Annotated in this window: 11 protein-coding genes; 2 read left to right on the plus strand and 9 right to left on the minus strand. The window is 40.9% G+C overall.

Annotation, left to right across the window (positions count from 1 at the left end; genetic code table 11):
- Positions 1-198 precede the first annotated feature (198 nt).
- Positions 199-768 carry an alkyl hydroperoxide reductase subunit C gene (gene ahpC, locus AC3KZC_RS15525; RefSeq protein ID WP_490577819.1) on the plus strand — a complete coding sequence of 190 codons (570 nt, stop codon included), beginning with the start codon at positions 199-201 and terminating at the stop codon, positions 766-768.
- A 66-nt stretch (positions 769-834) separates the two neighbouring features.
- Complete coding sequence (ahpF, locus tag AC3KZC_RS15530; RefSeq protein WP_490577820.1) at positions 835-2,400, plus strand: alkyl hydroperoxide reductase subunit F; 1,566 nt, start codon at positions 835-837, stop codon at positions 2,398-2,400.
- A gap of 130 nt (positions 2,401-2,530) precedes the next feature.
- Here the strand turns inward: ahpF and tldD are convergent, their stop codons facing one another.
- The 9 genes from tldD to AC3KZC_RS15575 all read right to left on the minus strand — a co-directional run bounded on the left by tldD (position 2,531) and on the right by AC3KZC_RS15575 (position 15,141).
- Positions 2,531-3,973 (minus strand): metalloprotease TldD, encoded by a 1,443-nt coding sequence (gene tldD / locus AC3KZC_RS15535; protein WP_490577821.1) that lies wholly within the window; start codon positions 3,971-3,973, stop codon positions 2,531-2,533.
- Positions 3,963-4,787 carry a carbon-nitrogen hydrolase family protein gene (locus AC3KZC_RS15540; protein ID WP_490577822.1) on the minus strand — a complete coding sequence of 275 codons (825 nt, stop codon included), beginning with the start codon at positions 4,785-4,787 and terminating at the stop codon, positions 3,963-3,965. Before AC3KZC_RS15540 ends, tldD begins: the two co-directional genes overlap by 11 nt.
- Positions 4,784-8,557: a YhdP family protein gene (locus AC3KZC_RS15545; protein ID WP_490577823.1), complete on the minus strand. Its 3,774-nt coding sequence runs from the start codon at positions 8,555-8,557 to the stop codon at positions 4,784-4,786. The genes AC3KZC_RS15540 and AC3KZC_RS15545 overlap by 4 nt, the downstream gene beginning before the upstream one ends.
- 32 nt (positions 8,558-8,589) lie before the next feature.
- On the minus strand, positions 8,590-10,062 hold the full coding sequence (gene rng, locus AC3KZC_RS15550) for a ribonuclease G (protein WP_490577824.1): 1,473 nt from the start codon (positions 10,060-10,062) through the stop codon (positions 8,590-8,592).
- A gap of 15 nt (positions 10,063-10,077) precedes the next feature.
- Positions 10,078-10,653: a Maf family protein gene (locus tag AC3KZC_RS15555; protein WP_490577825.1), complete on the minus strand. Its 576-nt coding sequence runs from the start codon at positions 10,651-10,653 to the stop codon at positions 10,078-10,080.
- Entirely contained in the window at positions 10,653-11,132 is a 480-nt protein-coding gene (gene mreD / locus AC3KZC_RS15560) for a rod shape-determining protein MreD (protein WP_490577826.1), read from the minus strand. Before mreD ends, AC3KZC_RS15555 begins: the two co-directional genes overlap by 1 nt.
- Entirely contained in the window at positions 11,125-11,964 is an 840-nt protein-coding gene (gene mreC, locus AC3KZC_RS15565; protein WP_490577827.1) for a rod shape-determining protein MreC, read from the minus strand. The genes mreD and mreC overlap by 8 nt, the downstream gene beginning before the upstream one ends.
- Entirely contained in the window at positions 11,964-13,007 is a 1,044-nt protein-coding gene (locus AC3KZC_RS15570) for a rod shape-determining protein (protein WP_490577828.1), read from the minus strand. The genes mreC and AC3KZC_RS15570 overlap by 1 nt, the downstream gene beginning before the upstream one ends.
- 160 nt (positions 13,008-13,167) lie before the next feature.
- Complete coding sequence (locus tag AC3KZC_RS15575; RefSeq protein ID WP_490577829.1) at positions 13,168-15,141, minus strand: SUMF1/EgtB/PvdO family nonheme iron enzyme; 1,974 nt, start codon at positions 15,139-15,141, stop codon at positions 13,168-13,170.
- Between the last annotated feature and the right edge of the window lie 55 nt (positions 15,142-15,196).

Raw genomic sequence — 15,196 nt, forward strand, 5'->3', positions numbered from 1 at the left:
CGTTTAAATAATAGACTGCAAACCTGAAACATTCCGCTTTTTATTACATTTTTCAAGAGTAAAAGACGCTAAAATCTATTTTTTGAATTACTACAATCACTTTATCCCATTTTACGGAATGATTAATTTCTCATATTCTGTGTTCACAGCAGCAAAGCAGCTGCAATAAATTTCCAACCAACCTAAAGGATACAAATAATGAACACAACTTTAATCAACACTAAATTAAAAGCATTCAAAGCAACTGCATACCACAACGGCGATTTTAAAGCGCTAACAGAACAAGACTTACTAGGTAACTGGACTGTAGTATTTTTTTACCCTGCTGACTTCACGTTTGTTTGCCCAACAGAATTAGGTGACTTAGCAGATAACTATGCAAAATTTAAAGAGCTAGGTGTTGAAATCTACTCAGTATCAACTGATACCCACTTTGCACACAAAGCATGGCACGACAGTTCAGAGACGATTGGTAAAGTTCAATTCCCAATGATTGGTGACCCAACAGGCACAATTACACGCAACTTTGGCGTAATGATTGAAGAAGATGGTTTAGCACTTCGCGGTACATTTGTGATGAACCCAGAAGGCGAAATCAAAATTGTTGAAACTCATGATTTAGGAATTGGCCGCTCAGCAACTGAATTACTTCGTAAAATCCAAGCTGCACAATACGTTGCAAGCCACGATGGCGAAGTGTGCCCGGCAGCATGGCAGCCAGGTGAAGAAACATTAGCACCTTCATTAGACTTAGTTGGCAAAATCTAAGTCGTAATGTAAAAAATCGGCAGTTAAGGTCACTTAACTGCCCACTCTCTGAAGAAGGTAATCACCATGTTAGACGCAAAAATCAAAGCACAATTACAAACTCATTTAAACAACATTACAAAACCTATTCAATTGGTTATCAATCTTGACGAGAGTAAAAAATCAATTGAATTACAATCACTTGCAAATGAGCTTTCTGAACTAAACTCACTGATTAGTGTAAGCACAACCCAAGACTCAAACGTTCGTGCACCACAACTGAGTGTAAAAGGTGCACAAAGCGAAATTAACTTTGCAGGCGTTCCGATGGGCCATGAATTTACTAGTTTAATTCTGGCGTTATTACACACCGGCGGCCATGCAACAAAAGCCTCAGTCGAAGAACTTGAGCAAATAAGTGCGCTAACAGGCCCACTTGATTTCGAAATTTATATTTCATTGAGTTGCCAAACTTGCCCTGCGGTTGTGCAAGCCCTTAATTTAATGGCGGCAATAAATCCGGCAATTAAAAGCACCATGATTGATGGCGCTTTATTTCAAAGCGAAGTACAACAACGCAATATTTTGTCGGTTCCGGCTGTTTACCTAAATGGCAAACCATTTAGTCACGGTGCAATTAGCCTTGCTGATATTTTAGCTAAACTTGATAAAAATCATGCCAGTAAAGTAGCCAAACAGCTCAATGAAAAAGAACAATACGATGTACTCATTGTCGGTGGCGGCCCAGCAGGTGCAGCGGCGGCGGTTTATGCAGCACGTAAAGGTTTAAAAACAGGTTTAGTGGCTGAACGTTTTGGTGGCCAAGTAAGTGATACACTTGGCATTGAGAACTTTTTATCCGTTAAATCAACTCAAGGCCCACAATTAGTTGCTCAGCTTGAAGAACACGTCAAAGAATATGACGTAGATTTAATTACCGCGCAAAAAGCCAAACAGTTGAATACTGAAAATGGCTTTGCGATTGAGTTAGAGAGCGGAGCGCAATTACGATCTAAATCAGTCATTTTGGCAACAGGGGCTAGATGGCGTGAAATGAACGTTCCTGGTGAGCAACAATACCGCGGTAAAGGTGTTGCGTATTGCCCGCATTGCGATGGCCCACTGTTCAAAAACAAAAAAGTGGCGGTTATCGGGGGTGGCAATTCTGGAATAGAAGCAGCAATCGACTTAGCCAATATTGTTGAACACGTTACAGTATTAGAATTTGCACAAAACTTACGCGCTGATGCCGTCTTAATTAAAAAAGCACGCAGCATGGGTAATATTACGATTATCACCCAAGCACAAACCACCGAGGTAGTCGGTGATGGCAATAAAGTAATTGGACTGAACTATCATGATCGCGCCAATAATGAGGAACATCACTTAGCGCTAGCAGGTATTTTTGTTCAAATTGGCTTACTACCTAATACCGATTGGCTTAAAGGTACAGTCGAGCTTTCGCAGCGAGGTGAAATTATCACAAACAATCATGGCGCAACATCGATTGCTGGCGTATTTGCCGCAGGTGATGTAACCAATACACCGTATAAGCAAATCATTATTGCCATTGGAAGTGGTGCAACTGCAAGCTTAGGTGCGTTTGATTATTTAATACGCCATGATCAAGCCCAAACCGAATTCGCAGCGTGATACTTAATACACCCAGTCACGTTGAGTTTACAAAGCCGCATTAGCGGCTTTTTTCATTCAAAAATAGAGCGCTTTAAAGTTGCGGCATCCCACCCTACTATATTTAAAGCAAGTGTGTTTTACAGTGGAATTAAGCTGTACCACCAACGGTGAGCTCATCAATTCTTAAACTTGGTTGACCAACACCAACAGGTACACTTTGACCATCTTTACCACACACCCCCACCCCTTTATCAAGTGATAAGTCATTACCAACCATAGATATTTTTTGCATCACTTCAGGGCCATTACCAATTAAAGTCGCCCCCTTGATTGGACGTGTTACTTTACCATTTTCAATTAAGTACGCTTCGGATGCCGAAAATACAAACTTACCAGAGGTGATATCAACTTGCCCACCACCAAAGTTCGCTGCAAAAATACCTTTTTTAACACTGGCAATAATATCTTCTTGGCTGCTTTCACCCGCTAACATATAAGTATTTGTCATACGAGGCATTGGCAAATGAGCATACGATTCGCGACGTCCATTCCCCGTTGGCGCAACCCCCATTAAACGAGCGTTGAGTTTATCTTGGATATAGCCTTTTAAAATCCCATTTTCAATCAGTACGTTATATCCAGCAGGCGTACCTTCATCGTCTATATTCAACGAACCACGACGATTTGCCATCGTGCCATCATCGACAACTGTACATAAGCTTGATGCCACTTGCTCACCAACGCGACCACTAAATGCAGATGCACCTTTACGATTAAAATCACCTTCTAAACCATGGCCAACCGCTTCATGTAATAAGACCCCCGGCCAACCACCGCCTAATACAACTGGCATAGCCCCTGCTGGTGCATCAATGGCTTCTAAGTTAATTCGGGCTTGATGAATTGCATCTTCGGCATAGGCCATCCAACGTGGTTTACCCTCAACCAATTCATAAAAATAACCATAATCTAAACGGGCACCTCCACCGGCACCACCGCGCTCACGACGGCCATTTTTTTCTAATAATACAGAACAATTTAAACGAATTAATGGGCGGCGATCGGTGGCAAACGTGCCATCGCTAGCAGCCACTAAAATCTCTTCATATACAGCTGATAATGAAGTAACAACCTGGCTTGCTTCAGGTGCTAACTGCCTAATGTAATTTTCAATTTCACGTAATAACTCAACTTTTTTATCATCACTCATGCTGGAGATAGGTTGAGCTGCGGCAAATTGGATTGGATGGGGAACTTCTGAGAAAACTTGTACTGTTTTGTTTTGGCCTGCTTTAGCAATACTTCTTGCAGCTGTTGCTGCTTGGTTTAACGCTTCTAGCGTAATTGCATCAGAATATGAAAAACCAGTTTTATCGCCACTGACTGCACGCACCCCCACACCACGCTCAATATTATATGAACCTTCTTTAACTAAACCATCTTCTAGCATCCAAGATTCATGGTAGCTAGATTGAAAATACAAATCAGCATAATCAACATTGTGTTGATGAATAAACGCTAAAGTCTTTTCCAGATCTTCACGACATAACGAACTATTTTTTAACAAGTTATTTTCGACTTCAGAATTCATTTTTTAACTCACATGTAAACTTAGTGTGTGAAATTATAGGCATTTTAGCTCTAATTTGCGCAACCAATGCCAAGTCAGCTTGATGGGAGATCAAACCGCATTGTGTTTTTTGTTCTGCCAATATTTCTCCCCAAGGAGAAACAATTAAACTATGTCCATAGGTATGGCGATTATTACCATGTTCACCAACCTGCGCCGCAGCAATAACATAGCATTGCTGCTCAATGGCACGCGCTTGTAATAATGCATGCCAATGTGCCGCACCAGTAACTTGTGTAAACGCACTGGGTACCAAGATTATCTCAGCACCTAACTGGCGCAGTTTACTATATAAAGCAGCAAAACGAATGTCATAACACACAGATAAACCGAGCTTACCAAAAGGCGTATTCACAACACAGACTTGCTCACCCGCTTGGGTATAGGTTGATTCTTGATAGCTCCCAGTTTGATCTGCGACTAACACATCAAATAAATGCATTTTATTGTACTGCGCGACAATTTCGCCTTGTGCATTAAACAGTAACGATGCGGCGTAATGTTTATTATCATTCGCTTTGAGCGGCAAAGTTCCGGCACTGAGCCAAATATTATGCTTAACGCACAGTGCTGCCAGCTCATCTAAAACCTCATCAATTTGCTCACTGTGCGCCAACTTTAAATTAGCGTCAGGCGCACCAGCAAAACACACAAAGCTTTCGGGGAGGCATAATAATAAGGGCCGACCTGTCGGTAAATCATCACAGGCATTCCTTAACGCCTGAAGATTTTGCCCAACATCGGGGCCAGAACACATTTGTAAACAAACTATCATTTATTTTCGCTATTTGGTTCAGGAGTTGGCACTACTGGAGGTAATTCAACTTCACGGCTTTTACGGCCAAGTTCAGTAACCACAGGCTTGTCGATAGTGCCATCAATTCTGAAGTTAATTTCTGAAATCACCCGAGCAGAATGAATCACTTTATCAATCGCAAACGCGGCCAAGCCAGGGACAGGACCTGCAAGCCACCCTAATAAAACGGGTAAACTTGAAGTAACCTCAGGCGCTACAGCAAGATTATAGTTAATCTCTTTCGTGGTTAAATTAGCATAACCCCTAATACTGATGTCGGCAGGCACACCATCTATTTTGGTATTTTGGGTGGTCGCAATGCCATTTTCAATTTGCAATGAGCCTTTTAGGCTATTGTAGAAAAAACCTTTGGCAAACACATCTCTAAAATCGAGTTTGAGTTTACGCACCAACGAATCAAGACTTAATAATGAAAATACCCGAGCACCGCCATCGCTTACCTCTGTTAAATGCCCTTCACCTAAATCAAGCTGCAGTTGTCCACTTAAACTAGCAGCATCAAATTCATAAGGCGTGCCAAGCCACGCTAGGTTAAATATTCCTTGAGCGTTCGAGTCTTTAATACTTGAAGTTAAATCAAATTCATTAAAAAGCTCACCAAGATCACGGCTATTGAACTGACCATTTATCTCGGTTTTACCTGCCTGCCAAATACCTTTCGCCACTACGTTATGCTTATCTTTTTCGATGATAAGGTCGCTGATCGAAAGACCGTCATCTACGGGATCTAAATTAAGTTGCACTTGATCTAATTGATATTGATCGATCTGACAATCAGCACATTTAAAACGAATAGCAGGTATGTTTTTTAGCCAGTCATTATTGGCTTTTTCGGCTAAAGGATCAGGTACTGAAACAGGTAAAATAATGCGTAAATAGTCCGCTTCAATATTAATAGGTCGCTGCGCTAATACTTTAGGAATACTGATGCGCGTTCGCAGCTCTTTACCTACAAGTTTAATGTCAACTGCTTGGTCTAAATTATCGAGTTTGAAATCAACTTCATTAAATAAAACGCCTGCTAAATCGGCTTGTACAACGCTACCTTGCACTTTCACTAAAGGAGGCAATAAACTTGGACCCGAAGACCCCTCACCAGCATTAAGTACATGATCAATAAAAGGGATCCATTGATTGAGATTAGCCTGATTAAGGTGCACACTCACATCAAAATCTTTTTGATTTAGCCCTAAATCATGCTCCCCAACTATCAGATGGGCATGTGTGAAACGAGCGGTATCGTTGGCTAAAATACCATTGAAATAGAGCTTATTATCAATACCAAATGTAATAAGGTTAGATATCTCATCGCCTCGAACTTGTCCTTTTAAGGCCCATTTCTGCCCTACTGTTTTGGCAAAAGGTTCAGGTAAAACACTGCTCAACCCTCTTAAATCCGATGAAATCTCTGCTTGATAATTAAAACCTTTAGCCGGAAAGTTTAAGTTAACAGTCGCCTTTAAAGGGAGTCGAACAGCCAAGTAACCATTCATTAAGCCATTACCTAAGCCAATCAACTTCTCAACAGGCCAGTTAGCATTGAGATCAAGTTTTACTTGATAACCAGTATTTTGCTGTTTACCGTCTAAACTAAATCGAACAGGCAACCCAAACCAAGAAGCCCTTGCATTATTGAGACTAATGGTTTCATTATTAAACTTTAAAATTCCCTGAAGTCGCTTAAGCGGTAAGCCCGGCTGAGTCAGATAAACATTTGCCTTATTTAAATCAATACTGCCTGTTGCAACTACCTCTGGTTTATCTAACCCTACATGTAAATTAACTGATCCCTTTACTTGGCCTTTACCTTGTACAATTTTCAGAATATTTTCGAGCGGATCTGCTAAAGGTGTCGCGGCAAAAAAAGGAGCTAATTTTTGCGCCTCAGTTTGGGTATCAATGGCAACGTTTAAAAAGGTTGCATGAGTCAAATCATCAATACTGACCGTAACACTGTCTTTTATAGGTAAATTAACCAATTGCCCTTGTTGGCTATAAATATCCATCCGATTACCACTAAAAACAAGCTCAGCAGCTAAGTCAGTGATAGTTGGCCACCTTGGTTCAAATTGAAACTCAGCTTGTTCAACATGAGCGCGCACTTCAAACTTGCCACTGTGATCTTCATAAGGAAAGTTGGCAAATTTACCTTGCCAAAGTACCTGCGCTTTGGCTATTTCCCCTCCTTTAATGGCACCATTAAGATAATCAATGGTTGCTTGCGGTAAATAACCTCGAGGGTAATAATGTCTTGCAGATAATGCAGAAGGGCCTTTTACTTCCAAATAAAGGCTCATTTCACTTTCTTTTCCAAGCGTTAGCGCTGTTTCGGCCCCAATACTGAGCTCTTCATTCTGCAGCCAAAAATTATTTGTTTGTAATTGCCAGTGTTCATTTTCTTTAACAATGTTTAAATCAAAATTGAGTTGCTGATAGCTAATTGCCTGAGTAAAAAGATTACCCGTTAAAATATAATTATCGGAACCTGATAACGATAAACGGCCTTTTTGTGGTTGCATAATAAAATCGAGTGCAAGATCTTGCATGCCCGGTATCTCATCAACATTATTCCAACCCACTTCTTTGGCATTTATCACCGCCAGCCAGTTATCTTGATTTACAAACTTAAAATAACCTTGCTCAATCAAGCCGCTTGGTTGACGAGCGACTAGATCTTGTAACGCATTGTCAGGTTCAAATTGAGCAAACTGACGTAAAATTGCTAAATTTAAATGTGATAATTGACCTTCAAATTGATCATTGTATTTACTCAGCGCAAAGCCCAAATCAGGCCATTCTTTTTGATTTGCAGTTAGTTTTAATGGCGATGTCGCCAAATGCCATCCCTTCTCTTTTGGTTGCCAACGAAACCCTCCTGATTCAATCGAAAATTGTTGGGGGGTATCATTATACTGCCATTGCAAACTACTCGGCTGCCATTCAACTTGTAATGATTTTATTGCCTGATTATCGATGCGAGCCCAAAGCTCAAAGTTCACGTTAGATTTAAGCGCTTTAATATGGGAGGGCGTTACTTCAGCCAACAGGGGAGCCAAACTCAGCTTGTTACCCACCACATATAACTCACCAAATGCGCGAGCAAACGTTTCACCATATAAGTTAAAAATTACACTTAGTGAATTGTCTGCAATACCTGGCAGACTAATTCGTCCCTGCCCTTGATGTTTTTGATCTTGATTTTGCCAACTCACCTTTTCAAGTACGATTGTACGTCGATGACCATTAGCTAAATAAAGCTCTAAGGTACTATTTTCGAGGGAGAAGTGGCCTATATTGCCTAAAAAAAGGCTTTCAATAAATTCAATTTGCCCTGAACTATCGGTGAGTTCTTCACTTTGATTTTTTAATAGCTCAGCCGTTTTAATAGTTGCCGTCACGCCGTCGAGTACAAAATAGCTAGAACGAATTTGTCTATCGAGGATTGATTGCCAAATATTAATTTTCAATCTAGTTTGAGCGATTAATAAATCTACCGGGGCTAACTCATTAGGTTGAAATGAAATGTTATTCAGTACCAATGCAGGACCATTATTTTGCCAAGTTGCACTGATACTGCCAATATATAAATCGATGCCAAATTGCTTGGCGATCAGCGCTTCGAAGTCCGATTTATATTGATTGGCATAAGGCAAACTGTATTTTAAGACAGAAATAATCACTGCCAGCAACACAAGAGTCACTGCTGTTAATTGCCATAGTTTGCGCAAACAAAAAAAACACCATTTCGAAACGTGTTGCACTACATCATTACCACATCAAATTGTTCTTGATTATACAAACTTTCAATTTGTATCTTGATAGGTTTACCGATAAAAAGCTCTAACTCAGCGAGGTTGTGATACTCATGATTAAGTAAGGCTTCACTCACTGCTTGTGATGCATACACTACAAACTTATCAGCCGCATAGGCACGATTAACACGTACAATTTCACGTAAAATTTCATAGCAAACAGTTTCAACCGTTTTCAATGCACCGCGCCCGTCACACACAGGGCAAATACCGCATAAGATATGACCCAAACTTTCACGGGTGCGCTTACGCGTCATTTCAACTAAACCCAATGCCGAAAAGCCATTAATATTCGCTTTAGCACGATCTTTTTGCAGTGCAACTTCAAGTGAATGAAGCACTCTTCGCTTATGATCTGCAGTCGTCATATCGATAAAGTCGATAATAATAATGCCGCCTAGATTGCGTAACCTAAGCTGGCGCGCAATGGCTTGTGTTGCTTCAATATTAGTATTAAAAATGGTCTCTTCTAAATTACGATGACCAACAAATGCACCCGTATTGATGTCTATCGTAGTCATCGCTTCGGTCTGATCAATAATGATGTAACCACCAGACTTAAGCTCAACCTTTCGATGCAAGGCTTTTTGTACTTCATTTTCAACATCAAATAAGTCGAAAATGGGTCGCTCGCCAGGATAATATTCTAGTGTTGCCGTAAGTTCGGGGACAAACTCTTCAGTGAAAGCCTTAAGCTCTAAGAATGCGAGTTTTGAGTCAACCCTAATCCGCTCCATATCCTCACCGACATAATCGCGTAACGTGCGAAAAGCTAAGGTTAAATCATCATGTAATAAGGTTTCTTTGCGAGCCGCTTTACGTTTAATGAGTACTTTTTTCCACAGTTTTTTTAAAAACTTGGCATCATGAGCCAGCTCAACTTCACACGCACCTTCAGCTGCAGTGCGGACAATAAAGCCACCTTCTTCATCGTTGTATTCAGCCACAATCTTTTTAAGACGACTACGCTCTTCATCTGTTTCAATTCGTTGACTTACACCGACATGAGTCGCATCGGGCATAAACACTAAATAGCGAGATGGTATGGTAATTTCGGTCGTGAGTCTTGCACCTTTAGTTCCGAGTGGATCTTTAACCACTTGCACCATGATTTGCTGACCTTGACGAACAAGCTCTCGAATATCCTGAACTTTTTTTATCGGCTGCTCATCTACGCCTTCAACAATAGAGGCACTATTAACAATATCTGAAGCGTGCAAAAACGCCGCTTTATCAAGTCCAATATCAACAAATGCCGCTTGCATACCAGGTAGTACCCTGCTGACTTTTCCAAGATAAATATTACCGACAATACCCAGATTTCCAACACGCTCGTGTTCAACCTCTTGTAATACACCGTTTTCAATTAAGGCCACGCGTGTTTCATTCGGGGTTACATTAATTAAGAGTTCACTGCTCATGGCTAATCCTTGTCTTTATAGGGCTGCCTGTTGAAAACGAAGCAATAAACGCTCCGTTTCAAACAATGGCAAGCCAACTACAGCAAAATAGCTGCCTGATAAATGCGAGACAAAACGCCCTCCGAGCCCTTGGATCCCATAGCTACCCGCTTTATCGGCTGGCTCACCCGTATGCCAATATGCATCAATTTCATCTAAACTTAATGTCTTAAATGTGACATCTGTAATCACCACATCACTAAACACAGCGTTTTGATTTGCTACCGCAATAGCAGTCATCACCTGATGAGTTTGCCCTGATAGCTTAGTCAACATAGCCAACGAATCTTGTTTGTTTTTTGGCTTACCCAATATTTCGCCATTAATTACAACAATGGTATCGGAGCCAAGCACGGGTCTATCGTGATAACCCATAAAAACACCACTTTGCGCTTTTAAGCGCGCTAAACGTTCTACATGCGCAATGGGCTGTTCGTTATCCAAAGCTGATTCATCTGCATCAACGCTAAATTGCAAAAACTCAACATTAAGTTGAGTTAGTAATTCACGTCTACGAGGAGAAGCGGATGCGAGGTAAATAGGTTGTAGCATTAACGGATCCTAAGGTTACGGCGGTATTTTCGCAGTAATAAAAATATCCACGGCCAACATAAAGCACCTGTAAGTACAGGCCATAGATATTGAGGTAAAAAGTAAATTTCAATAAGAAAGTGGCTCAGCCAAAATTGTACTAAATGATACAGGGCCAAAAATAGCGCTATCAAAAATGCTTGTTGCCATACAGAGAAATTACGAATTTTTTGATAATTACTCGCAGTAATATAAATCGATATTGAATATGCTAAAGAATGAACACCCAAAGGAGAACCGAGAGCTAAATCCATCAATAGCCCTGTCACCCAAGCAATACCGATATTCACACGATGCGGTAATGCTAAAGACCAATACATAAGTACCAGTAAAACCCAGTCAGGTCGAAAGGCCTCTATACCAATTGGAAGGGGTACTAGCGCCATGACTAAAGCTACAAAAATTGAAAAGCAAATCAGTAATATATGACGACTAATCATACTTTTCGCCCTTTGATGTTTGCCACAATAATATGACTAAGCGAATACGATCTAATTGAGCTACGGGCTCAGCATAAACTTGCGCAAATGGTTGGCCTTCATCTCTTTTAATGCTGGTCACTGTTGCCACCGGGTACCCTTCAGGAAAAACACCCCCCAAGCCAGAGCTATAAAGAATATCACCAATTCGAATATCCATACTGTGTGGTACATGAGACAGTTTAACTTGATTGATTTTGCCAATGCCTTCGACCACAGTACGTACATTATTGCGTAGTATTCGCACTGGCGTGGCATGCATGGTATCGGTCATCAACAAAACTCGACTTGTTGTTGATCCAACTTGTGTCACTTGCCCAACAATACCCATTTCATCAATCACAGCAACGCCCTCAACAACTTGGTCAAGCGTCCCTTTGTTAATCATTACTTGATGGCTGTATGGATTAGAATGAACGGACAAAACTTGAGCAACTAACTTTTTATTTTTTTCAGCTTTAGCTGAACCAAGTAACGCGCGAAGTTTGTTATTTTCTTGCTCTAAAAAAGCAAGTCGCTGGAGTTTTTCACTTTGCAGTAATTGCGCTGTTTTTAATTGTTCATTTTCTTGATTGAGAAAACGGCGACTATGGAGGTTATTAGAACTCCAACTAAATAATTCATGTGGGAGATTAGCCAGATAAAACAATGGGCTAACTATAGTATTTAAGCTAGTACGAATAGTCGATGCGCCATCAGTATAGCGATCACCAAACATTAAAACCGCACTCAATACAACTGCGATAACTAATCGCAGTTGTAACGATGCACTTCGTCCAAAAAGAAGATTCATCAGTCGTAACTAAAAACATCACCACCGTGCATGTCTATCATCTCTAACGCTTTACCGCCGCCACGCGCCACACACGTTAATGGGTCATCGGCAACCACAACAGGAATACCCGTTTCTTCCATTAATAAACGATCGAGATCTTGCAGTAACGCACCACCGCCTGTTAATACCATGCCATGGGCTGAAATATCTGAGGCTAATTCTGGCGGTGATTGCTCAAGAGCAACCATGACTGCACTCACAATACCTTGCAGCGGTTCTTGCAGCGCTTCTAAAATTTCATGAGAGTTTAAAGTAAATGAACGAGGTACTCCTTCGGCCAAGTTACGACCGCGCACTTCAATTTCTTTAATCTTATCTGTTTTAAAAGCAGAACCAATTTCATGCTTAATACGCTCAGCGGTGGCTTCACCTATTAAGCTACCGAAATTACGGCGCACATAGTTGATAATCGCTTCATCAAACTTATCGCCACCGATACGTACTGAAGAAGAATACACAATCCCGTTTAATGAGATGATGGCGACTTCTGTCGTACCGCCACCGATATCAACAACCATTGAGCCAGTCGCTTCAGAAACGGGGAGACCTGCACCGATTGCAGCAGCCATTGGCTCTTCAATTAAATACACTTCACGCGCACCGGCTCCCATTGCTGACTCTCGAATCGCTCGTTTTTCAACTTGAGTTGCACCACACGGTACACAAATCAGTACGCGAGGACTTGGGCGAAGGAAGTTATTGTTATGTACTTGCTTAATAAAATGCTGAAGCATTTTTTCAGTGACATAAAAATCAGCAATCACGCCATCTTTCATGGGTCTAATTGCTTTAATATTTCCAGGTGTACGACCTAACATACGTTTTGCTTCATGACCGACAGATGCCACACTTTTTGGGCCGCCTGGCTTGTCATGGCGAATTGCAACTACTGAAGGCTCATTTAGTACAATTCCCTGCTCTTTGACATAAATAAGCGTATTGGCTGTTCCCAGATCGATGGATAAATCATTTGAAAATAAACCGCGTAATTTTTTAAACATGGAACTGGCTGATCCTTGTATTTTTTGTTCTTAGTTTCTGCGCTAACTCTACCAATGACTATCTTAATCAGCAAGAATTACCACGGGTTAAAGCCTTTTTTTTTAACATTGATTAAATATAATGCACAATAGAAAACGGGAAGCTGTGCTTCCCGTTTATTTAACGCTCTCTAACAAGTCTAAAACCAATGTAGTTAGCCCTGAAATCGGTTGTTAAAATTAAACGTGTCGGTGAGCGAGCTAAGCTCGGGGCAAAGTTCCATGCGCCGCCACGTACCGCAACATCGGATTGACCCGCTGTTTTTTGTGTCCACTCCCAGACATTGCCAACCATATCGTAAAGACCATATTTGTTTGCTTGAAATGACCCTACAGGTGATGCACTTTGGTTTGACCAAGCACTGCCACACCAGCCGCAATTGGCTAGATTATTACCGATATCATTACCCCATGCATAATCGGTTGCGGAACCAGCACGAGCTGCGTATTCCCACTCAACCTCAGTAGGTAAACGGTACTGTTGACCTGTTTTACTCACAAGCCAATCTGCATAGGCTTTAGCATCGTTATAAGTCAAACACACAACAGGAAAATCATCACCTTGTTCATAACCTGGGTTTTTCCAGTTAAGACTTTGCTCCCAAACTGGTTCACCATTTAAATAATATGCGCACCCTTTACCCGCTTCAGCTTCAGTAATGTAATTCGATTCATTAATAAACGCATGATATTGACCTACAGTGACCTCTTTCTCATGCATAACAAATGAGTCACTAAGAATCTTTTTTACCACAGGTTGCTCATTAGCAAGACCATTGCCCGTTAAGTCACCCATCTCAAATTCACCCGCAGGAATAACAACCATACCTTGCGTTAAAATACTATCTGAGCTAGTTGCGGTCACTGTTTTAGCAATTTCTGTAATTGATGGTGCACTTTTAACTAAAACAGCTCGAACAGTACTATTGCTGCGTAAATCAATACTATTTCGATATGGTTCATAACCCGCTTTGCGGATTTCTACATCGTGTACGCCTTGGGGTAACTGAACTGATAAACGAGTTGAACCATAGCTAACGCCGCCAATAAATACTTCATCATCACGTACGTTAGAGCGTAAAGTTAATTCGTAATTTGAATCTTGGTCTTGACGCTTTAAAGTAGACACTTGCGGTACTGATGATGCAACCACAGAAGACGCAGAGGTACTACTGATAGGCATATCTTTAAAACTCACCACAGGGATAGACAAATCGGGGGCGATTGTTTGCTGGTACACATTAGCTATTGGATTGCTGTAGTCATTGCAAAAACGATTATCGAGATTCAATAATTGGCACAGTCGTGATGTATTAACAGAACCACGCATCGCAACATTCAGATTAACACTATAATTGCCTTGACCACTAAATTCACTGCTCACGACGTGGCTATTTAAGACTTGAACTTGTGCCCCTGCCATATTACGTTTTGACTCTACGGTACGAATTTCCGTCAGGTTCGCAAATATTTGGTCTAAAAAGCGCTTGGTTGCTTTTTGCAATCCTAAGTGCTGGCCTCGTTGTTCACACGCTGCAAGTGTTTCTGTGCGCTTACAATTAATCGTGTTGTTAACTTCAACTGTGCCTTCGCGAGAAAACTCATTGCGTAAACGCTCAACCCGAGCACTATTACGCTGCTCTTTTAATCCTTCTAAAGTATTGAGTAACGCGTGCTTGGCAACACGAATTTGTTCAATCTCTTGGCGGTGCGATGCTATGGCGGCCAACTGCATCGCTATATCGTCTTTATTTTGTTTATGTGACGAAACAGCTGCTTGATAACGATTTTGTGTTTCAGTGATATTGACACTTGGATCTTCAATCATGCGTCGATACATTTCATTCATTGCATCAAGCGCTTGGTTTTTTTCTTTTTCTAATTTTGCAGAACGTGCGCGCAACAAGTCCAATTGCTGTTGCAATTGACTTTCTTCTTTTAAATGCTTTTCAAGGACATCAGTAAAGTTATCAAACTCAGATTGTTTAAGTGTGATTTCTGATTCAATGCTAGTAACAGTGTTTACATCTTGTGCGTGGGCACTTAACGCTAATAAACTGATTGATATTAAAATAGATAAAGGAGCTAATCGCATACATTCCATTCCCAAAACGGCCGATTTTTGGTTATTATTGTTTTTTTATTGCCCT

Source organism: Pseudoalteromonas sp. J2K-J031, assembly GCF_058197095.2.

Coding starts and splice junctions, on each gene's coding strand:
- AC3KZC_RS15540 (WP_490577822.1), bottom strand. CDS start 4,787: ATGATAGTTTGTTTACAAATGTGTTCTGGCCCCGATGTTGGGCAAAAT.
- AC3KZC_RS15575 (WP_490577829.1), bottom strand. CDS start 15,141: ATGCGATTAGCTCCTTTATCTATTTTAATATCAATCAGTTTATTAGCG.
- ahpC (WP_490577819.1), top strand. CDS start 199: ATGAACACAACTTTAATCAACACTAAATTAAAAGCATTCAAAGCAACT.
- AC3KZC_RS15570 (WP_490577828.1), bottom strand. CDS start 13,007: ATGTTTAAAAAATTACGCGGTTTATTTTCAAATGATTTATCCATCGAT.
- AC3KZC_RS15555 (WP_490577825.1), bottom strand. CDS start 10,653: ATGCTACAACCTATTTACCTCGCATCCGCTTCTCCTCGTAGACGTGAA.
- rng (WP_490577824.1), bottom strand. CDS start 10,062: ATGAGCAGTGAACTCTTAATTAATGTAACCCCGAATGAAACACGCGTG.
- tldD (WP_490577821.1), bottom strand. CDS start 3,973: ATGAATTCTGAAGTCGAAAATAACTTGTTAAAAAATAGTTCGTTATGT.
- mreD (WP_490577826.1), bottom strand. CDS start 11,132: ATGATTAGTCGTCATATATTACTGATTTGCTTTTCAATTTTTGTAGCT.
- ahpF (WP_490577820.1), top strand. CDS start 835: ATGTTAGACGCAAAAATCAAAGCACAATTACAAACTCATTTAAACAAC.
- mreC (WP_490577827.1), bottom strand. CDS start 11,964: ATGAATCTTCTTTTTGGACGAAGTGCATCGTTACAACTGCGATTAGTT.